Source organism: Pseudomonas sp. EL_65y_Pfl1_R83 (assembly GCF_963970695.1).
Lineage (GTDB): Bacteria > Pseudomonadota > Gammaproteobacteria > Pseudomonadales > Pseudomonadaceae > Aquipseudomonas > Aquipseudomonas tritici.
The window spans coordinates 141,918-166,645 of the sequence record NZ_CAXAQI010000014.1 but is presented as its reverse complement, the minus strand read 5'-3'; the positions used below and the strand labels follow the sequence as shown (position 1 = coordinate 166,645).

The window sequence follows — 24,728 nt, the reverse complement described above, 5'->3', positions numbered from 1 at the left end:
GCCTGCATCGCGGGCAAGTCGAAGCGTCGAACCGCCGGCTCCCACAGTAGAGCCGGTTCAACCGTTACTTATGCGCTTTTTGCCGAAGGCAGCTTCGATACCAGGCGCAGCGACACGGTCAGCCCTTCGAGCTGGTAGTGCGGGCGCAGGTAGAACTTGGAGTTGTAGTACCCCGGGTTGCCTTCCACTTCTTCCACGATCACTTCGGCGGCAGCCAATGGGTGCTGGGCTTTGGTGGTTTCGGTGGAGTGCGCCGGGTCACCGTCCACGTAGTTGAGGATCCAGTCCTGCAACCAGCGCTGCATTTCGTCCTTCTCTTTGAAGGAACCGATCTTGTCGCGCACGATGCACTTCAAGTAGTGAGCGAAACGGCAGGTGGCGAACAGGTACGGCAGGCGCGCGGCCAGGTTGGCGTTGGCGGTGGCGTCCGGGTCGTCGTATTCGGCCGGTTTCTGCAACGACTGCGCACCAATGAACGCGGCGAAGTCGGTGTTTTTCTTGTGCAGCAGCGGCATGAAACCGTTCTTCGCCAGTTCCGCTTCACGGCGGTCGCTGATGGCGATTTCGGTTGGGCACTTCATGTCCACGCCACCGTCATCGGTCGGGAACGTGTGGGCCGGCAGGTTTTCCACTTCGCCGCCGGACTCGATGCCACGGATGCGCGAGCACCAGCCGTAGTGTTTGAACGAACGGTTGATGTTCACCGCCATCGCGTACGCGGCGTTGGCCCAGGTGTACTTGGAGCTGTCGGCACCGTCGGTGTTTTCTTCGAAAGCGAAGGCTTCCACCGGGTCGGTCTTGGCGCCGTACGGCAGGCGTGCCAGGAAGCGCGGCATGGTCAGGCCGATGTAGCGCGAGTCTTCCGATTCACGCAGCGAGCGCCAGCCCGCGTATTCCGGGGTGGTGAAGATCTTGGTCAGGTCGCGCGGGTTCGACAGTTCCTGCCACGAGCCCATGCCCATCACGGTCGGCGAGGCCGCAGCGATGAACGGGGAGTGCATGGCGGCGCAGACTTTCGACAGCTCGCCCAGCAGCTCTACGTCGGGAGGCGACTGGTCGAAGTAGTAGTCGCCCACCAGGCAACCGTACGGTTCGCCGCCGAACTGGCCGTATTCTTCTTCGTACATCTTCTTGAAGATCGGGCTCTGGTCCCACGCGGTACCCTTGAATTTCTTCAGGGTCTTGTGCAGGTCCGGCTTGGAGATGTTGAGCACGCGGATCTTCAGCTGCTCATCGCTCTCGGTGTTGTTGACCAGGTAATGCAGGCCACGCCAGGCGCTTTCCAGCTGCTGGAAATCCGGGTGATGGATGACCTGGTTGACCTGGGCGGTCAGCTTGGCGTCGATAGCGGCGATGATCGACTCGATCGACTTGATCGCGTCATTGGACACCAGGTCGGTTTGCGCCAGAGCCTGTTCGGCCAGGGTGCGCACGGCCGTTTCGACGGCTTCGCGGGCACGCTCGGTCTTTGGCTTGAACTCTTGCAGCAGCAGGTTCGCGAACTCGCTGGCTTCTTCGGTGGCACCCAGGATCTGGGAGCCTTCGCGGGCGGTATTGTCAGTCATGATTACTGGTCCCCTGCAGGCTTAGGCGCGCTGGCAAGTGCCTGAAGCAATGCCGGGTCCTTGATCGCCTTCATGATGATTTCTTCAGCGCCGGTCTTGCCGTCCATGTAGGTCAGCAAGTTGGCCAGCTGGGTGCGGGCTTCAAGCAGTTGGTTCAGCGAATCGACTTTGCGCGCCACGGCAGCCGGGCTGAAGTCGTCCATGCTTTCGAAGGTGATGTCCAGGCTCAGGTTGCCTTCGCCGGTCAGCTCGTTCGGTACGTGGAAGGCCACGCGCGGCTGCATGGCCTTGAGGCGCGAGTCGAAGTTGTCGACGTCTACTTCAAGGAACTTGCGGTCAGCCACCGCCGCCAAGGGCTCGGCAGGCTTGCCGGCGAGGTCGGCCATCACACCCATTACGAAGGGCAGTTGGACCTTTTTCTCGGCGCCGTAAAGCTCGACGTCGTACTCGATCTGCACTCGAGGCGCGCGGTTGCGCGCGATGAATTTCTGAGAACTTTGCTTCGCCACGTTGCTGCTCCTGGTCGCTTGAGCGACGGTGTTGTTACTGGACTGCCGGGCGACTTACTCGCCGTCCGGGCCGCGCAGGTTTTCAAATTGGGACATGCCGTCGGGAATCAGATTGCGCACGATGGCCGCGAAGTCGGCGTGCACCAGATTCTTCGCGCGGTTCAACAGCACCGGCAGCGGGCTCGAAGGCTCGTGCCGGGTGTAGTACGCAAGGATCTTGTCGAGGCTGCGCAACACGTCGTCGCGATTGGCGATATCGCCAGCGGGGCGCGGTGCTGCGGGGGCGGCGGCGAAGTCGACCGAGGGGGCATTGTCGTCACTGACGGCCTCGGGTTCGCTGCTGCTGTCGGTGCCGGGCACCGCTTGATTGAGTATCTGCAACGCTTGTTTAAGCGGTTGCTTCAAGGCACTGAGGTCCACGCCCTGGGCGGAACCGACCTGATCATTGACGTGCTGTTCGATGGCTTCGCAGGCCGCGCGGGCAGTACTCAGGGCGTCGCGGGTGGCTTGCAGTTGCTCGGGGTCGCTGTCGAGGAACGCGGCATTGAGTTGCTGGGCGCCGAGTTGTTCATCGGGGAAACTCAGCAGGCCGCTGGCGTTGAGCGCGGCGCGCAGGCTCACGGGGCCGAAAGTGCGTGAGCGCGTGAGGATGCTTTCGCGCAGCAGGCGAATGTTCGTGTCACAGGTCAAGCCGGTGAGGGCGTTGATGCGTACGGTGGGATCGTTATCGTCGTCGGCATCCAGGCGCGGGTGCAGGTCGGCCCAGTAGTCGCGCAGCAACGCGTTGATCAGTGTCAGGGCTTCGGCTAAACCAGCCACGCCCTGCAGGGCGAGGGAGCTTTGCAGCAGGAAATGGGTGATGCGCAGGTCTTTGCTGCGCGCCAGCAAGTCGAGGCTTTGCTGCTGGATGCTGCGCCATTCCGGCGGTTCAGCGGGCAGGATCGAGTCGCCCATTCTGCGCTCGGGTTGGCCCTTGGCATCACGCTCCAATTGCAAAAATTGCGCGTCATATTCCATGTCTTCGCCACAAGGCGAAGTGGCAGAAACGGCGGTGAGCAGCAACGGCACATCCACTGAAATCGATCTCCCTATCAGCCCGTTAGATGGCGGGCAATTCATGCATTAGTTGTGCGAGGAACTTTGCATGTTTTCTTGGTTATATAGGTGCAATGCCATTAATGTGCCATTACTGGTGTTCAAGAAGTTGTGCATTTTTGGTGTAGTACTTATGGCTTGTCAAGGTAAGCTATTCGCCCTCTGTGACAGATGTGCGGTGCTTAACAACCTGCGCGACTGGTGGGTCGAGTGATGCACCGGGGCAGAATTTTTGTCATAGAACCCAGTTAAGATCAGCGATCATGCTGGCATTGGCAGGTTTTAGAGGGCCGATTGCTCGACCTGATGGGGATATCCCGGCGGCGCAGTTCCGGGAATCGACCGCGAGCGAAGTATCAGCAAGGAGGCAAGATGTCGCTGTGTTTGACTATCACTAGTTATCACAAGATTACCCCTGGGCAATGCTCCGAAAAGTCCATGAATCAGGGCGCGCTGGCTATCGGCCGCAGCGCTGAGAATGACTGGATATTGCCTGACCCTGAGCGGCTGGTTTCCTCGCAACACTGCGTTATTCAATACAAAGACGGCCGTTACTACCTAACCGATAACAGCACTAATGGTGTGGAGTTGGTTAAAGCGGGTGTTCGTATGCGTCGGGGTAACAGCGAGCCGCTGCAAGATGGTGAGTTGATCCGTATCGGCGATTACGAGATCCAGGCGCGTATCGATTTCAACGTGCAGGCCGTCGATAGCCAGCCGTTTGCCGGTGACTCACCGAATAGCTTTGAAGCGCTGATGGGCGCCGTGGTGAGCACACCCACGCCAATCCCAACACCCTCGATTGCACCCCAGTACCAGGGCGCCTCGTCGATGGACACCCTGCCGGACCTGTTCGACTTCCTCAGCCCCTCCGCCGTGCCGCCGCCGACCGTGGCGGATCACGTGCCTTCTGAACAACATGACTTTCGCCCGCCGACGCCCGTCGCCGTGCCCGCGCCTGTGGTTGAAACGCCTGGGTTGTCGGGCTCGGTGATTCCCGAGGATTGGGACCTGTTCGGCGACGCGCCGGCGCCAGTGACCAGCGCACCACCACCGCCTCCACCACCTGCTCCGGTGATCCAACCGCCACCGGTGGTCGAGCCCCCGGTCCCTGTTGCCGATACCCAGCAGCAACCCGACCTCCTGCAAGCCTTCCTGCGCGGCGCTGGTCTCGATCAGCTACGCCTCGACAAGGCCCAAGCGCAAGCCCAGATGGAAAGCATCGGCCGCAGCTACCGCCTGATGGTCGAGGGCCTGATCGACGTGTTGCGTGCCCGCGCCAGCCTCAAGGGCGAGTTCCGCATGCAGCAAACGATGATCCAGCCTGCTGAAAACAATCCGTTGAAATTCGCCCCGAATGCCGACGAAGCATTACTGCTTTTGCTACGCCACGGAAACCAAGCGTTTATGGCGCCGGACCTCGCCGTGCGCGACAGTTTCAACGATCTGCGCGCCCACCAGTTGGCGGTAATGGCCGGCGTGGAAGCGGCGATCAAGCACCTGCTCAGCCGTTTCGAGCCGGCGCAATTGGAAGAGCGCATGGGCAAGCCCGGCGGGTTGTCGAGCATTTTCAACGGCTCGCGCCAGGCCCAGTACTGGCAGCAGTTCACCGAGCTCTACAGCAATATTTCCCGCGAGGCCCAGGAAGATTTCCAGGACCTGTTCGGCCGCGAATTCAGCCGGGCCTACGAAGAACACAGCGCACGACAGCGTCGCTAAACCCGCGCGCAACACATGAATTAACGGATAGCTAAGTACGTCATTGAGGACGCAGGATGATTCCCAGGTTTTTACTCGCAGTCGCCACCGTGCTACTGCTGACGGCGTGTGCCAAAGACGCCGCGAAACCCGAAGCGGTGGCAGAAGCAGAGGCCGATACAGCTGCTGTCGAGCTGCACTTCCACGCGATCAACGGGCTTAACCCCGGCGCCAGCGGCCAGGCCGCTCCGGTGCGGGTGCGTATTTTCGAGCTGAAAAACGCCGCCACCTTTGCACGCGCCGATTACTTCGCCTTGGCTGACCGCGCGCAATCCACCCTCGGCCTGGACCTGTTGGACCAGGACGAAGTGACGGTGCAGCCCGGCGAGCAACTGAGCATTCAGCGCGACCTCGACCCGTCCACGCGCCAGATCGGGCTGTTGGTGGGCTATCGAGAGTTGGACCGCGCGCAATGGCGCACAGTGATCAAAGTGCCCGCGCGCCAATACACCGAATACCAGATCAGCCTCGATGTACGCGCCGTGCGCGCCGACCTCGTGGTCTCACCATCCAGCCCTGCCCAATAAGAAGCAATCGGAGCTCCCATGTCCTGGAACAATCGCGTGGTCTGGTCGGAAGGCATGTTCATCGGAACGCAGCACTTCCAACAGCATGACCGTTACCTGGAAAACCTGATCGACGCCCGCAGCCGCCCGTTGTCCGCAGGCGCCTGGGGTTTTTCCGAGTTGCTGATCGACCAGGGCCTGCTGGCCCAGGGCAAGCTGGCAATCGTCTCGGCGCGCGGCCTGTTGCCCGACGGTACGCCCTTCAACATTCCCCATGATGACCTCGCGCCAAGCCCGCTGAATATTGACGACAACCTGCGCGACGGCCTGGTGTACCTGGCCTTGCCGCTCAAGCGCGCCGGCGCCCGCGATACCGTGGACGAAGGCGAGGCCCTGGAAGCCGCGCGTTATGTGAGCCAGGTGCGTGAAGTACGTGACGACAACGCCCCCTTTGAAAACCGTGCGCCAGTGGCCGTCGGCTCTCGCGCCCTGCGCCTGTTGACCGCCCAGGATGGCATCAGCGATTACGCCGCTATCGGCCTGGTGCGCATCAAGGAAAAACGCGCCGACCGCGCGCTGGTGCTCGACGACACCTACATCCCGCCCGTACTGGACGTGGCCGCAAGCAAGCCGCTGACGGCGTTTCGCAGCGAACTGCTCGGCCTGCTGCACCAGCGCGGCGAAGCCTTGGCCGGCCGCGTAGTTGCCTCGGGCGCGGGTGGTGCGTCGGAGATTGCCGATTTCATGCTGCTGCAATTGGTCAACCGTGCCCAACCGCTGATCCAGCATTTGAGCCAGTTGAGCCCGCTGCACCCTGAACGCTTCTTCAGTGAATTGGTGAGCCTGGCCGGCGAGTTTTCGACGTTCTCGACCTCGGGCCGCCGCCCTCAGGAATACCCGCACTACCAGCACGACGACCTGGTGCTGAGCTTCGCCCCGGTGATGGCCGCGCTGCGTGAAGCGCTGTCGATGCTGATCGACAGCAAAGCCACGCCGATCCCGATTGTGGAGAAAGCCTATGGCATCCACGTGGCGATGCTGGCCGACAAAACCCTGATCGACAGCGCCAGCTTCATTCTTGTGGTGCGCGCCGATGTGCCCGGCGAAACCCTGCGCGCGCGCTTCGGCCAGCAGAGCAAAGTCGGTTCGGTGGAACACATCCGCGACATGGTCAACCTGCAACTGCCGGGCATTGGCCTGCTGCCGTTGCCGGTGGCGCCTCGCCAACTGCCGTACCACGCAGGCTCGACGTATTACGAGCTGGATCGTGGCAGCGAGCATTGGCAACAACTGAGTAATTCCGGCGGTTTCGCTTTCCACATCGCCGGGCAGTTCCCGGGCTTGAACCTGGCCTTCTGGGCGATCCGAGGATAATCCGCGATGCATCCCAATGATGATGACCGCACCCAGTTCATGCCGCGCCCCGGTGGCCGCGCGCCGGAACCTGTGCGTGCTGAGCCCTCGCCGCTGGCGATGCCGGCCGCGCCGATGCTCACTGGCAAGAGCCAGGGCCTCAACCCGCTGGAAAGTGCCGCCGGCCCGTTGCTCGCCTTGCTGACGCGCCTGCGCAACACCATCGCCCACCCGGCGCCGGCCAGCCTGCGCGCGCAGTTGCTGGCCTACCTGCGCCAGTTCGAAGAGCGCGCAGAAGCGGCCGGCATCGCCCGCAATGAAGTGCTGTTGGCGCGTTACGCGCTGTGCACCGCCCTTGATGAAGCGGTGTTGAGCACGCCTTGGGGCAGCACCAGTGATTGGGGCAAGCAAAGCCTGTTGATCACCGTGCATAACGAAGCCTGGGGCGGGGAAAAAGTCTTCCAGTTGCTTGATCACTGCCTGCAAAGCCCGCGGGAACGCCTGTATCTGCTGGAGCTTTTATACCTGTGCATGTGCCTGGGTTTCGAAGGCCGCTACCGCGTGATGAACGACGGTCGCAGCCATTTGGAAACCCTGCGCGAACGCACGGCCGCCGCTATCCGCAGCGCGCGTGGCGAACATGAGCGCGAGCTGTCGCCGCACTGGCGCGGCGTGACCGTGGCGCGGGATCGCCTGGCGCAATTCATGCCGCCGTGGATCGCCGTGGCCATCGGCGTCGCGCTGTTGCTGGCGTTGCTGTTTGGCCTGCGCCTCAAGCTCGCTTCGGATGCCGAGCCGGTGTTCAAGAATATCCATGCACTGGGCGAAATTCCGGTGCAGGCCATCGACCGTCCGGTGGCACAGCCGAAGGTGATCGAACGCCCGCGCCTGGCTGGCTTCCTGGTGGAGGACATCAAGGCCGGCCGCGTTGCCGTTGAAGATGCCGTCGACCGTTCTGTGGTGACCATCCGTGGCGATGAACTGTTTGCGTCCGCCAGCTCGAGCATCGTGGATGACTACCAGCCGCTGATGCTGCGCATCGCCGACGCCATCCGCAAGGTCAAGGGCCAGGTGCGCGTCACCGGGCACAGCGACAACCGCCCGATTGCCACGCTGCGCTTTCCGTCCAACTGGGCGTTGTCCGAGGCACGGGCCAAGTCAGTGCTGGAGATCCTCGCGGCCAAGACCGGCCAGTCGGATCGCTTCAGCGCCGAAGGCCGAAGCGACACCGAGCCGGTAGCCACCAACGCTACAGCCGAAGGCCGCGCCCGTAATCGTCGGGTTGAAATCACCGTATTGGCGGAGGGCGTCGAGTGAAGGCGTTTTTCAGTTTCATGATTCGCTGGGTGATCCCCGTGCTGGGCCTGATCGCCCTGAGTTTGATCATCTGGTTTGTCGGGCCGTTGCTCGACGTGCTGGTGCCGGAAGGGCGCCGTTGGGCGCTGATCATCCTGGTGTTTGCGGTGTGGATCGCCTACCGCATGTTCCGCATCATCCAGGCCCGCCGCCAGGCCGCCGAAGTGATGCGCAGCCTGGCCGCCGAAACCCCGGCCGACCCCAACAGCGTCGCCACGGCCGAAGAACTCACTACCTTGCGCCAGCGCATGGACGAAGCGCTGACGCTGCTGAAAAAGGCCAAGCTCGGTGGCGATGAGCGTCGCAATCTTTACGAGCTGCCGTGGTACGTGATCATCGGCCCACCGGGGTCGGGCAAGACCACCGCGCTGGTCAATTCCGGGCTGCATTTCCCATTGGCCGCGCAGTTGGGCGCCGGTGCCGTGCGTGGCGTGGGCGGTACGCGTAACTGCGACTGGTGGTTTACCGACCAGGCCGTGTTGCTCGACACCGCTGGGCGCTACACCACCCAGGACAGCAACTCCACGGTGGATAAAGCTGCGTGGCTGGGCTTCCTCGACCTGCTGAAAAAGCAGCGCTCGCGTCGGCCTATCGATGGCGCTTTTATCGCCATCAGCCTGTCGGACTTGCTGCTGGGCACCGATGCGGAACGTGCCGCCCACGCCGCGGCCATCCGCCTGCGTATCCAGGAGCTGTACACCCAACTGGGCGTACGGTTCCCGATCTACCTGATGCTCACCAAGCTCGACCTGGTGCCGGGCTTCATGGAGTTCTTCGACAACCTGAGCAAGGAAGACCGCGCCCAGGTGTGGGGCATGACCTTTGCACTGGACGATGGCAAGAACAGCGCCAGCCCGCTGGCGCACCTGCAGAGCGAATTCGCCGGCCTGGAACAGCGCCTCAACGAACGCCTGGTCGAACGCCTGCAGCAGGAACGTGACCCGGCGCGGCGCGACCTGATCTACGGTTTCCCGCAGCAGTTCGGCGCGTTGAAGGATTGCCTGCAGAGCTTCCTCGAAGGCGTGTTCAAGCCCAATGCCTTTGAAGAACGCGTGTTGCTGCGCGGTGTGTATTTCACCAGTGGTACCCAGGAAGGCAGCCCGATTGATCGCTTGATCGGCGCGATGGCCCAGAGCATGAACCTGGACCGTCAGCACCTGGCACGCCAGAGCGGCACCGGGCGCAGTTACTTCATCGAAAAACTCTTCACCGCCGTGGCGTTTGCCGAGCGTGGCCTGGTGGGGGTGAACCCCAAGGTCGAGCGGCGGCGCAAGTGGATTGCCCGTGGTGTCCTCGCCGCCACGGTTGCGTTGGTAGTGGTGGTCAGCAGCCTGTGGTGGGTGAGTTATCGCGCCAACCAGGCTTATATCGCCCAGGTTGACCAAAAGGTCGCGCCGCTGGGCCAGACCGTCCAGAACCTGAGCCCGGCGCAGCGCGAAGTGCTCGCCGTGCTGCCGTTGCTCAACGCCGTGAAGAACCTGGCAGGCGACTCGCCAAGCTGGTCCGAAGGGCTGGGGCTGTATCAGGGCGATATGCTCGAAGCCGAATCCGCCAGCGTCTATCGCAAGCTGTTGATCGCCGTGTTTGCACCACGCTTGGTGACGCGTATTGAAGAACAACTGCACGGTGGCGGTAGTTCCGACTTCCTCTACGAAGGCCTCAAGGCCTATTTGATGCTCGCCGACACTGAGCATTACGACCCGGACTTCATCAAAGCCTGGATCGCTCTTGACTGGGACCGCAACCTGCCGCGCGACCTGCCGGCCGATCAGCGCCAGGCCTTGGCCGGGCACCTGCAGGCGTTGTTCGAGCGCCATCCGCCGAGTGCGCGCCTTGACCCACGCTTGATTGATGACCTGCGCCGCCAGTTGCAACAACTGCCGGTGGCCCAGCGCGTCTACGACCGGGTCAAGCGCCAAAAACTGCCCGAAGGCATTCCGGATTTTCGTATCAACGAAGCCGCCGGCCGTGACGCGGCGCTGGTGTTCAGCCGTAAAAGCGGCAAGCCGTTGGGCGAACCGCTGAGTGGGTTCTTTACCGCCAAAGGCTATCGCCAGGCGTTCCTTCTGAGCAGCCTGAACCAGACCGGCACCCTCGCCGAAGAGCGATGGGTGCTGGGCCATGAGCAGGCCGACCAGCAGAACGTAGTGAGCCTCGCCGCTGACGTGCGTCGCCTGTATTTCCAGGACTACCAGCGCCAGTGGGATGCCTTGCTGGCGGACATCGACTTTGTGCCGATCACCAGCGTGGCCCAGGCGGCCGACGTATTGCGGGTGATATCCGGCCCGACCTCGCCGCTGAAAAAACTGCTGGTGGCGGTCGCCAAGGAAACCGACCTGCAAGCCGAAGAACGCCAGTTGGCCGCCAAAGGCGTGCCAGTGGAAGGCGGTGTCGACAAGCTCAAGGAGCGCCTGGGTAGCCTGCTCGGCCAGGAACAACCGACCACCCATGCGCCCGCCGCTACGGATGATCCAGTGACCGCGCACTTTGCCGAACTCAACAGCATCGTCAGCAAGAGTGAAGGCGAACCGGCGGCCATCGACGGCCTGCTCACGGACATGAACGCGCTGTATGTGCAGGTCAGCGCTATGGTCGGCGCCAGCGGCGATGCGTTGCTGGGCGAGGCGAAGAACCAGGCGGCGGCGGCGGCCACGCGGGTCAGCCTGAATGCCGAGCGCCAGCCGCCGCTGGTGCAGGGCATGGTCAAGTCGGTGGTCAATTCCACCACCAACAGCATGATGGGCGGGGTGCGTAACCAGCTGAACGCGGCGTGGGTCAGCGAAGTGGTCAACGTGTATCGCCAGTCCCTGGCTGGGCGTTATCCGATGTCGCCGGGCAGCGCCCGCGATGCCACCTTGGACGACTTCGGCCAATTTTTCGGCGTGGGCGGGGTGATGGATAACTACTTCCGCAAATACTTGCAGCCTTACGTCGACACCTCCACGCAAACCTGGCGCTGGCAGCCGGGCGCGGCGCAGAAACTCGGGATTGCACCGGGCGTGCTGCAAACCTTCCAACGTGCGGCGACCATTCGTGATGCGTTCTTCAGATCGGGGGGCACGCAGCCCGTTGTGCGTTTCGAACTCAAGCCCGTGTCGATGGACCCGACCATCACCCAGTTCCTGCTCGACCTCGACGGCCAGCAATTGAGCTACGACCACGGCCCAAGCCGCCCGGTTGCGATGCAATGGCCGAACCCCGGTAGCATTGGTGTGGTGCGTATTTCCATCATGCCGCCGTCGGCCAGTGGCCGCTCCGGTGTGACCCTCGATGGGCCATGGGCGTGGTTCCGTTTGCTGCAGCAATCGGACCTCACCGCCGGTAATTCGCCCGACCGTTTCAACCTGCGCCTGCGGGTCGACGGCGCGAGCATCGCCTATGAGTTGCGCGCCAACAGCGCCTTCAACCCGTTCAAGAGCCGCGTGCTCAGCGGCTTCAGCCTGCCGGAGCGGCTATGACGACGCTGGGTTTCTACGGCAAGTTGGCCAGCCGCGGCGACTTTGTCAGCCGCGCCTTGCCCCAGAGTTTTATCGGCCCGTGGGACAGCTGGCTGGCGGCAGGCTTGCTCGCCAGCCAGAGCAGCCTCGGCGGTGATTGGCTCAATGTGTACCTGGTCAGCCCGTTGTGGCGTTTTGTATTGGCGCCGGGCGTATGCGGGCCGGATGCGGCGGCGGGTGTGGTGATGCCGAGCATTGACCGGGTCGGGCGGTATTTCCCGCTGGCAGTGGTGGCGCTGCTTGATCACGACACCAATCCAGCGTCCCTCGTGGGCGGGCCGGACATCTGGTTCGAGCAGGCCGAAGAGCTGTTGCTCAGTACCCTGGATGCCGGCGCCACCTTTGAGCGTTTCAATGACGGTCTCGACACCCTGGGCTTGCCGGCGACTGAGCCGCGCGCAGTGGACAGCCGCTTCGCCGGCCTGCAGCGCGTGAGCGCTACCGTGCCCCATGGGCGCATGACCGCACTCGCCGAACAGGCCTGTGAAGGCGCGAGTTTGTGGTGGGGCCGTGGTTCGCAACGGATTTCCCCTGGTTTATTGCGGTGTCAGGGCCTGCCTGCCGCTGGCGATTTTGCGCAGTTTTTGCTCGGACAAGAAGGTGTGGTGTAGATGGGCGCGACGTACAAATCCGCGAGCAAAAGCCATGTGGGCATGGTCCGCCAGGTCAACGAAGACGCCTGCCTGGACCTGCTGGAAAACCGCCTTTGGGTAGTTGCCGACGGCATGGGCGGGCATGCGGCGGGGGATTATGTCAGCAGCCTGATCATCGACAGCCTGCGCGGTGTGGCGCTGGGCCGTTCCCTAGAAGAATATTGCGCGGCCTTGCGCAATGACCTGATCCGCATCAACGCGGCCGTGCGCGAAGAAACCGCCAACCGTGGCGTGACCATGATGGGCAGCACTGTAGTGTTGCTGGCGGCGCGAGGCTTGCGCGGCGTGTGCCTGTGGGCCGGTGACAGCCGCTTGTATCGCCTGCGTGACGGCGTGCTTGAAGGCATTTCCCGCGACCACAGTTACGTGCAGGACCTGCAAGATAGCGGCTTGCTCAGCGAAGCCGATGCGCGCACGCATCCGCGCGCCAACATCGTCACCCGCGCGGTGGGCGTGGAAGCCCAGCTGGAGCTGGCAGCGGTTGACCTGCTGATTGCCCCCGGCGACAGCTACCTGCTGTGCAGCGATGGGCTGAACAAGACCGTCGAAGACCATGAAATCCGCGAAGTCCTCAGCCATGACACGCCGGATGAAATCGTGCGCAGCCTGGTGCATCTCGGGCTTAGCCGGGGCGCGCCGGACAACATCACCGCCATCGTCGTGAAGGTATCGTCATGAACATCGTCATCCCGGGTTATGACATCGAAGGCGAGATCGGCGAAGGCGCCATGGCCAGCGTGTACCTGGCGACCCAGCGTTCGCTGGAGCGCAAGGTGGCGTTGAAGGTGATGGCGGCGGCGCTGGCCGCCGACCCGAGCTTTTGCGAGCGTTTCCTGCGCGAGGGCAAGACCCTGGCGCGCTTGTCGCACCCGCACACGGTGACCATCCATGACATCGGCAATGTCGGTGAGCTGTATTACATGGCGATGGAATACCTGCCCAATGGCACGCTCAAGGAGCGCATTGCCGCAGGCCTGACGCCGGAGCAGGGCGTGACGCTGATCCGCCAGATCGCTTCGGCGCTGGGCTATGCCCACGCTCAAGGCCTGGTGCACCGCGATGTGAAGCCAGCGAACATTCTGTTTCGCGCCGATGGCACGGCGGTGCTGTCCGACTTCGGTATCGCCAAGTCTTTGGATGACCGCACTCAATTTACCCAGGCCGGTTTTGCCGTGGGCACGCCGAGCTATATGAGCCCGGAACAGGCGCGGGGCCAGGAGATCGACGGCCGCGCCGACCTGTATGCGCTGGGCGTGGTGCTGTATGAAATCCTCGTCGGCAAGTTGCCTTACAGCGGCACCGACGCGCTCTCTACGGCACTCGCACACCTGACAGAGCCTTTGCCGGAGTTGCCGGTGCACCATGGCCGTTATCAGGGTGTGCTGCGCAAGCTGTTGGCTAAGGACCCGGCGGAACGCTTCCCGGATGCGGACGCGCTGTTGCTGGCGCTGGACGAACTGCCGGCGGATTCACCGGAAGCCACGCTGGTGCGGCCGCTGCCGATCCCGCTGAGCTTTGATCTGGCGGGCATGACCCCGGTCACCATCGATATTCCGACCGATAAACCACAGCCGCAACCCGTGGTACGCCAACCTGTGGTGACCCCGACGCAACACAAGGCCGTGGCCGAGCAACACCGTGGGCCGGTGTTGGCCCTGGCCGCTGTTGCAGTAGCGGTTGCATTGGCCATTGGTGGCGCCAGTTATTGGTGGTTGAGCGGCAGCGATGAGCCGGCCAAGCCGCCTGCTGCGGTGGTGCCCAAGGTGACGCAACCGCCACCTCCAGTCGCTGAAGTGGATGGCGGTCAGCGCCCGCTGCTGATGGCGGGTAAGAAGACCCTGTTCCAGCGCGTGCTCAGCAAGCCCGGTGCGAAGCTTTCGGCGCACGCAGGCAGCGCGCCAGGAAAGGCGCTGCCGGCGTTCTCCGTACTCTACGTTTACCAGCGCAAAGACATCGACGGCAGCCCGTGGGTACGCGTCGGCGCGGCCACCGATGGGCGTAGCGATGGATGGTTGCCGGCCGCGCAGGTCAGCGACTGGAAGCAGAGCCTGGTGCTGAAATTTACCGAGCGCTCGGGCCGGGCACCGGTGATGTTCCTGCGTCAATCCAGTGAAGTCGAAAAGCTCTTGGCTGACCCGGCCGCCGCCAAAGGCGTGCTGGCCAAGGCGCAGAAAAACAGCGAAGACAATAGCCAAGTCCTTGCGCTGGAACCGACTGCCAGCGCCGTGCCGCAGAACCAGTTCTACCTGTTGCCGATCTTCGACTCCAAAGAGAGCTTTGACGAAAACGGCCAGCTGGTGCAGTTGCTCAATGTGGCCTCCATCGACCCAGGCACCAGCGCGGTTAAACCGGCCACGCCTGTGATCAAGGCGAATGCCGACGCCTTCCGCACGGCCGTTGTATTGGTGGTCGACACCACCGTGTCGATGCAGCCCTATATCGACCAGATCCGCGATGTGGTGCACGAACTGCAAACCCGCATCGGCGAGCGCGGCGAGTTGGACAGTGTCAGTTTTGGCATGGTGGGTTTTCGCAGCAGCATCAAGAAAACCCCTGGCCTGGAATACGTCGCCAAGACGCTGATCAGCCTCGACCAGGGGCGCGACCCGCAACGCTTCCTCGACATGGCGCGCCAGGTCAAGGCTTCCACCGTGTCCAGCCATTCCTTCAACGAAGACGCGTTCGCCGGGGTGATGCAGGCGGTGGACGGCATGGATTGGTCCGGTTACGGCGGGCGCATTATCCTGCTGGTCACCGATGCTGGTGCGCTGCGCAAGAACGATCCGTTTGCCGCCACCCAGATGAACGAGGCGGAAGTGCGCCAGGCCGCGCTGGGCAAGCAGATCAAGATCTACGCCCTGCACCTGCGCACCGACGCCGGCAAGAAAACCCACGCCGGCGCCGAAAGCCAGTACCGCATCCTCACCGCCGACGCCAACCCGCAGATTGGCGACCTTTACACGCCGGTGCCGGATGGCGACGTGCGCAAGTTGGGCGAGCGCGTCGACGAGATCGGTACGGTGTTCGCCAACCTGGTGCATCAGGTGCGCAGCAACACGCCGCAGCCGGTGCCGTTGCTGAGTTCTGCGCCAACCCTGGCAGACAAATCCGCAGCGGTCGGCTATGCCATGCACATGGACTTTCTCGGTCGTAAGACCGCAAGCCAGGCGCCGCAACTGGTCAGCGCATGGACCGCCGACCGCGACCTTACCAACCCGGCGCTGCCGGCGTTCCAGGTGTGCGTGATGCTGACCAAATTGCAGCTTAACGACCTGCAGCAGTCGCTGAAACTGATCGTCGATGCGGCGCGCAAGACCCAGACCTCACCCAAGGATTTCTTCCAGGAAATCGCCAGCGCCTCGGCTTACATGAGCCGCGACCCGCAAGCCTTGCGCAAGGGCGGCAACCTGGCCGACGGCGGCGTCCTCGGCGAATACCTCGAAGGCCTGCCGTACCGCAGCAAGTCGCTGAGCATGACCCAGGACCTTTGGTTGTCGTTGAGCGTGGCCGAGCAGGAAGACTTTATCGACGAGCTGGATTCGAAAATCCGCCTCTACGAGACCTTCCACAATGACCTGGCCAACTGGGTCCGTTTCGGTGATGCCGAACCGGGTGATGCGTTGTACCGCGTGCCGTTGTCGACGCTACCGTGATGCTTAACCTGAGCGCGGTGCACAAGAGCCGGGGCGTCGGTAGCCAGCGCTATAGCCTGGTGATTCCGGCGCTGGCGCTGCGTGCGGGCGAGCAATTGGCGATTGTCGGGCCCAGTGGCTGTGGCAAAAGCACTTTGCTGGACCTGTTGGCGCTGGTGTTGGCGCCGGATCAGGCCGGGCAGTTTGAATTCAATCAGCACGATATCCGTGGGCTGTGGCGCAGCGATCAGCAATCCACGCTGGCCGCACTGCGTAGTCAGCATTTGGGCTATGTGCTGCAAACCGGCGGCCTGCTGGGTTTTCTCGATGTGCGCGGCAATATTGATTTGTCGCGGCAACTGCTGGGGTTGAAGGATGACGGCAGCGTGGTGCGTCTGGCCGAGCAGCTGGAAATCAGCGACCAGTTGACCAAGAAACCGGCGGCGCTCTCCGTGGGCCAACGCCAGCGCGTCAGCTGTGCCCGTGCGCTGGCGCATGCACCGCAACTGGTGTTGGCGGACGAGCCGACGGCGTCCCTCGACCCCTTGAATGCCGAGCGCGTGATGCAGGCGTTGCTGGCCCAGGCTCGCGAACATCGCTCAGCGTGTGTGATTGCCACCCATGACGAACCCTTGGCGCGCGCCAGTGGCTTGCAGGTGCGGCGTATCAGTTGCCGTCGCGACACCGACGGCGGCGTCACCGCCACCCTTGGGGAGGCGTGCTGATGCGCATCGGCCTGGTGGCGTCGCTGGCCTGGCAGGATTACCGCAACGATGCGTGGCTTTCGGCCTGTTCGGTGCTGGCGCTGGTGGCGGTGATCGCGCCGTTGCTGGTGTTATTCGGCCTGAAATTTGGACTGGTTAGCAGTTTGACCGAACGTTTGCAGACCGACCCCGCCACCCGCGAAATTATTCCGTTGGGCGGTGGTCGATTCAGCAGTGCATTTATCGAGCAACTCAGTCAGCGCAGTGACGTGGCGTTTGCCGTGCCGCGTACGCGGCAGATTGCAGCGACGGCGCAAGTGGGCGAGCTGAGCCTGGAAATGCTGCCGACCGCGGCGGGTGATCCGTTGTTGGGCGGTCTGCCGTTGCCAAAGGGCCTGGATCAGATCGTGCTGAGCCACACCGCGGCTGAGAAGCTCGCTGCGCGGCCTGGCGATTGGCTGGAGACCCGCTTTGCACGGCAAGTGGCGGGACGCGTAGAAGCCCAGCGCACGCGCTTGCAGGTGTTGGCGGTATTGCCGCTGGAAGCCTTTGCCCGTGACGGTTTGTTTGTTGAATTGAGTTTGCTGGAAGCCGTTGAAGATTACCGCGATGGTCGTGCAGTGCCGACGTTGGGTTGGGCCGGTGATGAGGTGGGTGTGAGCGCACAGCGCGTGTATCCCGCGTTTCGCCTGTATGCCCGCAACCTCACCGATGTGGAGCCGCTGCGGGTGTATTTCGCGAGGCAGAATGTGTTGGTGTCGACCCAGGCACAGACCATTGCGCAAGTGCAGTCGTTAAGCCGCAACCTGTCGATCATATTCTGGGTGATCTGCGGGCTGGCGTTGGCGGGCGCGTTTGCGGCGATCTTTGCCGGAGCGTTGGCCGCCGTGGCGCGCAAGCGTCGAGAGTTATCAGTGTTGCGCCTGTTGGGGTTTTCCACGGGCGGGCTGTTGGTGTTTGTGGTGGTGCAGGCGCTGTACAGCGCAGGTTTTGCTGCTGCGCTCAGTGCCGGGTTGTATGGCCTGGCCGAGGCCGCTTTGAATCAACTATTCGTGCAGGTGCCGGGCGAATACGCCAGCCACCTGCTGGCGCGTCATTACGGCCTGGCCCTGGCTGCCGTGCTCGGCGTAAGCGCCGTGGCGGCGGTTTGTGGCGGTTGGCGAGTGGCGCGTATCCAGGCTTCTGAAGGAATCAGAGATGTATAAGTTACTGGGCGCCGCCGTGGCGCTGAGCCTGGCCTCGATGGCCTGGGCTGATGACGCGAGTGACAAACTCGACAACCCCAAGCCGTTGCCGGATGACGTGAGCCTGCCGCTACCGTGTGAAGGCAACATGGTGTTCCGCTACGCCTATGTGCTGGCTCAAGGCACCCTGGACGATCGCGAAATCAGCCTCGGCTACCCCTTTGCCGAAGGCGAGGCGGGCTATAAGCAGTCGTTTATTTCCGGTTACCGCCGCGACTTCATCAACGGCCAGTTCACCCTCAAGGATTTGCCCAAAGGGTGGAACAAAGTCATCGCGCCGTTGATGCCGAAGACTGACGCCAAGACCCCGCTCAAGCCCATGCTGTACTTCATCGGCAAGTACGAAGTGACTGCACGCCAATACGCCCAAGTGATGGCCCAGGCGCAGTCACTGGCCAGTGGCGAACCGGCGCCTGCGTGCGATGCGCCCACCGGCATGGCCGGGCGTTTGCCCAAGGTGAAGCTGTCGCGCTTTGAAGCCGAGCGCTTCTCGGCGGTGTACAGCGCCTGGCTGATGAAATACCACCGCGAGTTACTGCCGGTCAGTGGGCGCGGTTCGTCAGCGGAGGATGGCGGGCTGGGCTTTGTGCGCCTGCCCACCGAAGTGGAATGGGAATACGCCGCGCGCGGTGGCCAAGCCGTGAGCCGTCAGGACCTTGAAGGGCGCCTGTTTCCGCGCCGTGTCGAAGGCAGCGAAAGCGACGGCCCGCTCGGTAATTACGCCGTGTTCAACCAGGTCGCCGGCGGCACTGGCCAGGCCGCACGCCTGATGCCCATCGGCACCAAATTGCCTAACCCGATTGGTCTGTTCGACGTGATCGGCAATGCGGCGGAAATGGTCCAGGAATCCTTCCAGCTGGTGCATGCCGGGCGCCGTCAGGGCACCTACGGCGGCTTTGTGGTCAAGGGCGGCAACTATTTGGAAGGCGAGGGCACGTTGTTCACCGGCATGCGCCGCGAGTACCCGTTGTTTGCGGCCGACGGCACCGAGCAAAGCAACGAGACCACCGGTTTCCGCGTGGCGATTGGCGCCTTGGCGGCGCCGCGTTCGCGCTACAAGGAACTGTTCGCGCAGTGGCAAAAGGAGGGTCGCCTGGCTTCGTTGACTGACGCCATCGACGACGCCCAGGAGCCGACCAAACGCCTGGACAGTATCATCGCTGCCAGCGTCGATCCCAAGCTGCAAGCCGAGCTTGGGCTGGTCAACGAAGAGCTTAAGCGCAACGTCTCGCTGATCGCCCAGCAACGCGAAGAAGCGGCGGGCAACCTGATTCAGTCCGCCGCGTTGGTGGCCGAAACCATCAGCAACTACAACATTCGCTTGGCCAATCTGCAGAAGAGTCGCCAGCAGGCTACCGACAACAAAGACGAGGCCAGCGCGCAGCTGTTTGACATGGCGATTGCCAACGGCCGCAGCGCGCTGGATGGCGCAGTGGCGATCTACATCGACAACCTGGCCACCGGCACGCGCTATACCGATGCGGTGATCCAGGCGCAGTTTCAACGGATCAAGGAAGAGTTGGATCGCAAGCCTGTGCTCGGCAAGAGCCTGGTGACGCGCGCAACACTGTTCGTTCGTCATGTTGGCAACTACCGCAAGCAACAGCGGGCCGACCCGGCAACGATCTTGAAGGAACTGCTCGCAGCGAGCGGTCAGCGATGATCGCTGGCTGTATGGCGAGCTTGGAAGGGACTCAGGCGGCGGTGGGCCGTGCTGGGCAATTCAAACTTAAAAGAGAACACATCTATGTTTTTTTCCCGTAAGGCGGTTTCCAAACGTCACTTGCTGCTGATCGCGGCCGGCTTCAGCACAGTGCTGACCGGTTGTGCTACGTCGCCGGCCTCCAAGGTCGCGTCGAGCACCAAGGTCGAGTACTACCCGAACTGCTACGAGCCGGTGCAGCACCTGCGCGCGACTGATTCGGACATGACCAAGTCGGTCGTCACTGGCGCGGCCATCGGCGCGGCCGGCGGCGCACTGCTGGGGGCTTTCACTGGCGACAAGGAAAAGCGCGGCCGCAACGCCGCGATTGGCGCTGCGGGCGGCGCCTTGGCTGGCGGCGCGGCGGGTTACTACACCGAGCGTCAGAAGCAGATCAGCGATGACAATCAACGCATTGCTTCCTACTCCACCGACTTCAACAAAAGCGCGTCCGACATCGACCGCAGCACCGCCTATGCCAAAGCCTCGCAGCAGTGCTACCAGGGCGCATTCACCAAGCTGGTGGCCGACCGCAAGGCCAAAACCGTCAACGAGACTGAAGGCCGCAAGCGCCTGGCGGAAATCGTTTCGGGCCTGAAGGAGTCCAATGACCTGATCGTCGCGGTCAACGGCAAAGCCAGCGAAGACCTGAACAATTACACCCAGGCCTACGAGAAAGACCTGCAGCAAGTAGGCGTGCAGCGTAATGACGTAGTCACCGTGGCCCAAGCCGACGTGGCGCCGCTGGTCGTTCCGGCCAAGAAAGGCAAGAATCCGCCAAAAGTCGCGAAGAAGAAGAAATTGCCGGTCGTGCCTAAAGAAGCGGTCACCACCGAGAAGAGCATCCAGGCCGTTCAGGCCAAGCAAGCTGAAAGCAAGCAGGTCGCCAGCGCTGGCAAGGCTCAGATGGAAGGCGCCTGCCGCGATCCAAACCTGGCCGACTGGGCCCCGGTACCTTGCCCAAACGTTTAAGTAACATGCTGCTATAAGCGTCAAACGCCAGCCGATCTTCCGCTAATGCGCAAGATCGGTGGCGTTCTCTTAGCAAATCGTTAAACTGCTGCGGCCACTCAATAATTACACCGAGGCCGTGTGCATGAAATTTCGTCTTCTGCTGTGGGTGCTGGGCCTGATGATGGGCAAAGCCAGCCGCACCAATCCTGCCTTCCAGCAGCAACTGGGTGATAAAGACCTGGCTTTCCAGCTGCAGACCCTCGACGGCAAGGTTGCCCGTCACTTCATCGTCAAAGACCAGCGCATCACCAGCCGCTCAGGTGTTCACCCTGCGCCGGCGTTTGCCATTGCCTTTAAAGATGCCGCCTACGGCTTCGCCACGATGCAGGCGAAGAACAAGCAACTGGCGTTCATGACGGGGATTCAAGACAAGTCGATCCAGATCAAGGGTAACCCGGCGCTGGTGATCTGGTTCCAGGGGTTGACCAAGTATTTGGGGCGTAAGCGCAGCTCCAAGCGATGAGCCATAAGCTGCAAGCTTGAAGCTGACTACTTGAAGCTTGCAGCTGCTGTTAAGCCTGACTGAATTGCGACGCCAACTCACGCAACAACACCTCGGCATCCAGCACTTTGCCGACCACCTCTTCAGCCTTGTCCCGCGTCAGCCCCAAGCGCTCAAGCAGCGCATCCGGAATCGTCTCATCCGGCCCCGAACCAATCCCTCGGCTGCGCAACAAGCGCACGGCCAAACACACCAGGTTCGGATACTCAGCGTATTGCCCGTCATAAGTCGGGTCGTGCTGGAAGCGCAGCGCGGTGGATAACTCATCCGGCATGTCCCAGTAGCGCATCAGCCAGGCACCGATCTGCTCGCGGCTGATGCCCAGCAGGTGTTGCTCTACATAGCTGTGGCACAGGTGCGGGTTGACCTCCAAGTGACGGCAGATCAGCGAGAAGTGCGGCGGGAACACGTGGGCCAGCAGCAGGTAACCGAAGTTGTGCAGCAGGCCGGCGAGGTAGGTCAGGCCGGCTTCCGGGCGCTGGGCGCGCGGCATGGCGCGGGTCAGACCCTCGATTACGGCGGCGGTGTAGATCGACTGATGCCAGTACGGCGTGGCTTGGTGCGGGTTGTCCTTGGGCAGGCTCAAGGTCTTGCCCAGAGCCAGGCCCAGCGCCAGGCTGATCACCAGGTCAAAGCCGAGCACGCGCACGATGGCGTCCTCAACGGAGCGGATCTTGCCCGGCGACGCGTAGTAGGGCGACGCGGCCCAGCTCACGACTTGCGCGGCCAGGGCCGGGTCGGTCTCCACTACGCCGGTGATGTCATCGATGGTGGCGTTGGGGTCGACACGCAGCTTGATAATCTTCTGCGCAGTGTCGGCCAGCGGTGGAATCTCGATGGTCGCTTCCAGGCGCTGCTGGATGCGGCGCGCGGTGAACGCCTGCATGGCCTGGGTGATTTCCTCACGGTCATCATTCGGGCGGTCAAGGTTGGGGCGGATGTTGCTCAGCTGCTCGCCGAAGTGGCCGGCGCTGGCCTTGGTGAGCATGGTCTTGAAGGCGTCGCTGGAGATCTCCAGCAACAGCCCAGCTTCACCCGAATGCACCAGCAGACTCGGCTCGTTGAGCAGGCTGCCTTCGTACAGGCACGGCGAGCTGGTGAGCGGCGGCAGGCCCGGCAACAGGCTCAGGTCATGTTTGCCGAGCATGCGTGCGACGCGGTCCGGCGACACGGCGATCAGGCGGCGGCCAGTGAGTTCGGTGAGGCGGTTGAGGTCGAGCAGCTGGTTCTGCGGGAACAGCACCATCAGTGCGCCCACCGCATCTTCCAGCAGCACCGCCTGGACCTTTTGCGCAGGATTCAGGCCCTGTAGATCGCTGACTTCCGTGTAGGGGATGGCGAGTTTTGCGAGCAGAGCCCGAATGACCGGCGGGGCGGTCAGTGGGGCTGTGGCGAGGGCAACTTCTGACATGGCCTGATCCAATTTCTTACATTCAACGAAGTATAACCAGCTTGATACATAGTTGGTCGACTAACTGTGGTTTGTGACGCGGTTGGCTATGGGGGCTGTCGTTCCTGCTGGCGCCATCGCCGGCAAGCCAGTGCCTACACGGTCTTCAGACCTGGCCGTATTGCTGCCCATGGCGCAACCAGCGATCCAGCAACGGGCTGACATGTTCCGGCCAGCGCTCCATCAATGCTTGCGCCGCATCGCGCACGGCGGGAAGCAAATCGGCGTCGCGCATCAGGTCGGCGACCTTGAATTGCAGCAGGCCGGTTTGGCGGGTGCCGAGCATTTCGCCGGGGCCGCGCAGTTCGAGATCCTTTTCGGCGATGATAAAACCGTCGTTGGTTTCGCGCATGATGCCCAGGCGCTGGCGCCCGATCTGTGACAGCGGCGGATGGTACAGCAGCACGCAATGGCTGGCTGCGCTGCCCCGCCCGACACGACCGCGTAACTGGTGCAGTTGCGCCAAGCCCAGGCGCTCGGGGTTTTCGATGATCATCAGGCTGGCATTGGGCACGTCCACCCCCACCTCGATCACGGTAGTGGCCACCAGCAGTTGCAGGTTGCCGGCCTTGAATTCGGCCATCACCGCGGCCTTTTCCGCAGGCTTCATGCGCCCGTGGATCAGCCCGACCTTGAGCTCACCCAGGGCGCTGGTGAGGTCTTCAAAGGTGGTCTCGGCGGCCTGGCAGGTCAGCTCTTCGGACTCTTCGATCAGCGTGCACACCCAGTAGGCCTGGCGGCCTTCGGCACAGGCACCGCGTACGCGCTCGATCACTTCGACACGGCGGGTGTCGGTGACCAGCACCGTGTTGACCGGGGTACGGCCGGGCGGCAATTCGTCGAGGATCGAAGTGTCGAGGTCGGCGTAGGCGCTCATGGCCAGGGTGCGCGGGATCGGCGTCGCGGTCATGATCAACTGGTGCGGGTTCATCCGGCCACCCACGCCTTTCTGGCGTAGGGCCAGGCGCTGTTGCACGCCGAAGCGGTGCTGTTCGTCAATGATCACCAGGGCGAGGTTCTTGAACTTCACTTCCTCCTGGAACAGTGCGTGGGTGCCCACCACCATCGGTGCGCCACCGGCGATTTGCTCCAGCGCGGCGGCACGCACCTTGCCCTTGAGCTTGCCTGCCAGCCACGCGACTTCCAGGCCCAGCGGTTCGAGCCAGCGCTTGAAGGTGATGAAGTGTTGCTCGGCGAGAATCTCGGTGGGTGCCATCAGCGCCACCTGGTAACCGGCTTCCAGGGCTTGCAAGGCAGCGAGGGCGGCGACCACGGTCTTGCCCGCGCCCACGTCGCCCTGGATCAGCCGCAGCATTGGCTCTTTCTGGCTGAGGTCGTAGGCGATTTCATTGCCGACGCGCTGCTGGGCACCGGTCGGCGCGAAGCCGAGGTTGGCCAGGTATTGGGCAGGCAAACGCGTTGCCTTGGGCATCGCCGGGGCGCGCAGGGAACGCATGCTCTCGCGCAGGCGTTGCTGGGACAGTTGGTGGGTCAGCAGTTCTTCAAAGGCCAAGCGGTGCTGGGCCCAGTGATGACCCAGCGCCAGTTCATCGACATCGGCGTCGGCGGGCGGGTGATGCAGGTAGCGAATCGCATCGTCCAGCGGCGCCAGTTGATAGTCGCGGGCCAGCTCCAGGGGCAGCCAGTCGGGCAGGCTCTTCGGGCCAAGCATCGCCAGGGTCTGCATGCACAGTTGGCGCAGGCGCTGCTGGGTCAAGCCCTCGGTGAGCGGGTAGATCGGGGTAAGTGTAGTGTCGACCGGCGGCGGTTCGTCGCCCGTGATGGCGCGGTATTCCGGGTGGTAGATCTCCAGGCCCGACGCGCCGGGCCGCGCTTCGCCATAGCAACGCACGCGTGTGCCGCGTTTGAGGCCTTCCTTCTGCGCATTGCTGAAATGGTAGAAGCGCAGGCTCAGGCCACCGGTACCGTCCTGCAGGCGCACGACCAGGCTACGGCGCTTGCCCATCACCACGTCGGCGCCGCTGACGGTGCCTTCGACCACCGCATCCTGCCCAGGGCGCAGATGGCCGATGGGCACCACGCGGGTACGATCCTGGTAGCGCAGGGGCAGGTGAAACAGCACGTCCTGGAGGTTCTCCAGGCCGACCTTGGCCAGCTTCTCGGCCATGGCCTCGCCGACACCCTTGAGTGCCGTCACCGACACCTGCGACAGCTCCGTCATATTGTT

General features: G+C 62.9%; 18 protein-coding genes. 13 read left to right on the top strand and 5 right to left on the bottom strand.

Annotation, left to right across the window (positions count from 1 at the left end; translation table 11 throughout):
- Positions 1-68: 68 nt before the first annotated feature.
- Genes tssC through tssA form a run of 3 tightly spaced genes read right to left on the bottom strand, consistent with a single transcriptional unit; the run spans position 69 to position 3,148 of the window.
- A complete protein-coding gene (tssC, locus tag AACY08_RS20105) occupies positions 69-1,565 on the bottom strand; it encodes a type VI secretion system contractile sheath large subunit (RefSeq protein ID WP_339415066.1) in 1,497 nt (498 codons plus the stop codon).
- Positions 1,566-1,567: 2 nt separating this feature from the next.
- Complete coding sequence (gene tssB, locus AACY08_RS20100; RefSeq protein ID WP_003231688.1) at positions 1,568-2,074, bottom strand: type VI secretion system contractile sheath small subunit; 507 nt, start codon at positions 2,072-2,074, stop codon at positions 1,568-1,570.
- Positions 2,075-2,128: 54 nt separating this feature from the next.
- Complete coding sequence (tssA, locus tag AACY08_RS20095; protein WP_339471091.1) at positions 2,129-3,148, bottom strand: type VI secretion system protein TssA; 1,020 nt, start codon at positions 3,146-3,148, stop codon at positions 2,129-2,131.
- Between the two features lie 393 nt (positions 3,149-3,541).
- Between tssA and tagH the strand changes: the two genes are divergently transcribed.
- From tagH to AACY08_RS20030, 13 genes are all read left to right on the top strand, one after another.
- Positions 3,542-4,888, top strand: a complete 1,347-nt coding sequence (gene tagH, locus AACY08_RS20090; RefSeq protein ID WP_339471090.1) for a type VI secretion system-associated FHA domain protein TagH — start codon at positions 3,542-3,544, stop codon at positions 4,886-4,888.
- Between the two features lie 56 nt (positions 4,889-4,944).
- On the top strand, positions 4,945-5,454 hold the full coding sequence (tssJ, locus tag AACY08_RS20085) for a type VI secretion system lipoprotein TssJ (RefSeq protein ID WP_339415069.1): 510 nt from the start codon (positions 4,945-4,947) through the stop codon (positions 5,452-5,454).
- 18 nt (positions 5,455-5,472) lie between these two features.
- The gene (gene tssK, locus AACY08_RS20080; RefSeq protein WP_339436645.1) at positions 5,473-6,807 is read left to right on the top strand and encodes a type VI secretion system baseplate subunit TssK; all 1,335 of its coding nucleotides are present in this window, start codon (positions 5,473-5,475) and stop codon (positions 6,805-6,807) included.
- A gap of 6 nt (positions 6,808-6,813) precedes the next feature.
- Positions 6,814-8,103, top strand: a complete 1,290-nt coding sequence (locus AACY08_RS20075) for a DotU family type VI secretion system protein (RefSeq protein ID WP_339428290.1) — start codon at positions 6,814-6,816, stop codon at positions 8,101-8,103.
- Entirely contained in the window at positions 8,100-11,600 is a 3,501-nt protein-coding gene (gene tssM / locus AACY08_RS20070; RefSeq protein WP_339471089.1) for a type VI secretion system membrane subunit TssM, read from the top strand. Before AACY08_RS20075 ends, tssM begins: the two co-directional genes overlap by 4 nt.
- Positions 11,597-12,250 (top strand): type VI secretion system-associated protein TagF, encoded by a 654-nt coding sequence (tagF, locus tag AACY08_RS20065; protein ID WP_339471088.1) that lies wholly within the window; start codon positions 11,597-11,599, stop codon positions 12,248-12,250. Before tssM ends, tagF begins: the two co-directional genes overlap by 4 nt.
- Positions 12,251-12,970: a PP2C family protein-serine/threonine phosphatase gene (locus tag AACY08_RS20060; RefSeq protein WP_339415074.1), complete on the top strand. Its 720-nt coding sequence runs from the start codon at positions 12,251-12,253 to the stop codon at positions 12,968-12,970.
- Complete coding sequence (locus AACY08_RS20055; RefSeq protein WP_339471087.1) at positions 12,967-15,945, top strand: serine/threonine-protein kinase; 2,979 nt, start codon at positions 12,967-12,969, stop codon at positions 15,943-15,945. Before AACY08_RS20060 ends, AACY08_RS20055 begins: the two co-directional genes overlap by 4 nt.
- A complete protein-coding gene (locus tag AACY08_RS20050; protein WP_339471114.1) occupies positions 15,945-16,649 on the top strand; it encodes an ABC transporter ATP-binding protein in 705 nt (234 codons plus the stop codon). Before AACY08_RS20055 ends, AACY08_RS20050 begins: the two co-directional genes overlap by 1 nt.
- Positions 16,649-17,833 carry an ABC transporter permease gene (locus tag AACY08_RS20045; RefSeq protein WP_339471086.1) on the top strand — a complete coding sequence of 395 codons (1,185 nt, stop codon included), beginning with the start codon at positions 16,649-16,651 and terminating at the stop codon, positions 17,831-17,833. Before AACY08_RS20050 ends, AACY08_RS20045 begins: the two co-directional genes overlap by 1 nt.
- Positions 17,826-19,535 carry a formylglycine-generating enzyme family protein gene (locus AACY08_RS20040; protein ID WP_339471084.1) on the top strand — a complete coding sequence of 570 codons (1,710 nt, stop codon included), beginning with the start codon at positions 17,826-17,828 and terminating at the stop codon, positions 19,533-19,535. The genes AACY08_RS20045 and AACY08_RS20040 overlap by 8 nt, the downstream gene beginning before the upstream one ends.
- An 84-nt stretch (positions 19,536-19,619) precedes the next feature.
- Positions 19,620-20,546, top strand: coding sequence for a type VI secretion system-associated lipoprotein TagQ (gene tagQ, locus AACY08_RS20035; protein WP_339471082.1), 927 nt, complete (start codon positions 19,620-19,622; stop codon positions 20,544-20,546).
- A 124-nt stretch (positions 20,547-20,670) separates the two neighbouring features.
- Positions 20,671-21,051 (top strand): helicase, encoded by a 381-nt coding sequence (locus tag AACY08_RS20030; protein WP_065948786.1) that lies wholly within the window; start codon positions 20,671-20,673, stop codon positions 21,049-21,051.
- A 49-nt stretch (positions 21,052-21,100) separates the two neighbouring features.
- Here the strand turns inward: AACY08_RS20030 and AACY08_RS20025 are convergent, their stop codons facing one another.
- Together AACY08_RS20025 and recG are read right to left on the bottom strand one after the other, a co-directional pair.
- Positions 21,101-22,501: an aminoacyl-tRNA deacylase and HDOD domain-containing protein gene (locus AACY08_RS20025; RefSeq protein WP_339471080.1), complete on the bottom strand. Its 1,401-nt coding sequence runs from the start codon at positions 22,499-22,501 to the stop codon at positions 21,101-21,103.
- Positions 22,502-22,646: 145 nt separating this feature from the next.
- On the bottom strand, positions 22,647-24,722 hold the full coding sequence (recG, locus tag AACY08_RS20020; RefSeq protein WP_339415080.1) for an ATP-dependent DNA helicase RecG: 2,076 nt from the start codon (positions 24,720-24,722) through the stop codon (positions 22,647-22,649).
- Positions 24,723-24,728 lie beyond the last annotated feature (6 nt).

Excerpts from the sequence above, each read along its gene's own strand:
- AACY08_RS20030 (WP_065948786.1), top strand. The coding sequence starts at position 20,671 with ATGAAATTTCGTCTTCTGCTGTGGGTGCTGGGCCTGATGATGGGCAAA.
- tssC (WP_339415066.1), bottom strand. The coding sequence starts at position 1,565 with ATGACTGACAATACCGCCCGCGAAGGCTCCCAGATCCTGGGTGCCACC.
- tagQ (WP_339471082.1), top strand. The coding sequence starts at position 19,620 with ATGTTTTTTTCCCGTAAGGCGGTTTCCAAACGTCACTTGCTGCTGATC.
- recG (WP_339415080.1), bottom strand. The coding sequence starts at position 24,722 with ATGACGGAGCTGTCGCAGGTGTCGGTGACGGCACTCAAGGGTGTCGGC.
- AACY08_RS20060 (WP_339415074.1), top strand. The coding sequence starts at position 12,251 with ATGGGCGCGACGTACAAATCCGCGAGCAAAAGCCATGTGGGCATGGTC.
- AACY08_RS20025 (WP_339471080.1), bottom strand. The coding sequence starts at position 22,501 with ATGTCAGAAGTTGCCCTCGCCACAGCCCCACTGACCGCCCCGCCGGTC.
- AACY08_RS20040 (WP_339471084.1), top strand. The coding sequence starts at position 17,826 with ATGTATAAGTTACTGGGCGCCGCCGTGGCGCTGAGCCTGGCCTCGATG.
- tagH (WP_339471090.1), top strand. The coding sequence starts at position 3,542 with ATGTCGCTGTGTTTGACTATCACTAGTTATCACAAGATTACCCCTGGG.
- tssK (WP_339436645.1), top strand. The coding sequence starts at position 5,473 with ATGTCCTGGAACAATCGCGTGGTCTGGTCGGAAGGCATGTTCATCGGA.
- AACY08_RS20055 (WP_339471087.1), top strand. The coding sequence starts at position 12,967 with ATGAACATCGTCATCCCGGGTTATGACATCGAAGGCGAGATCGGCGAA.
- AACY08_RS20045 (WP_339471086.1), top strand. The coding sequence starts at position 16,649 with ATGCGCATCGGCCTGGTGGCGTCGCTGGCCTGGCAGGATTACCGCAAC.
- tssJ (WP_339415069.1), top strand. The coding sequence starts at position 4,945 with ATGATTCCCAGGTTTTTACTCGCAGTCGCCACCGTGCTACTGCTGACG.
- tagF (WP_339471088.1), top strand. The coding sequence starts at position 11,597 with ATGACGACGCTGGGTTTCTACGGCAAGTTGGCCAGCCGCGGCGACTTT.
- AACY08_RS20075 (WP_339428290.1), top strand. The coding sequence starts at position 6,814 with ATGCATCCCAATGATGATGACCGCACCCAGTTCATGCCGCGCCCCGGT.
- AACY08_RS20050 (WP_339471114.1), top strand. The coding sequence starts at position 15,945 with ATGCTTAACCTGAGCGCGGTGCACAAGAGCCGGGGCGTCGGTAGCCAG.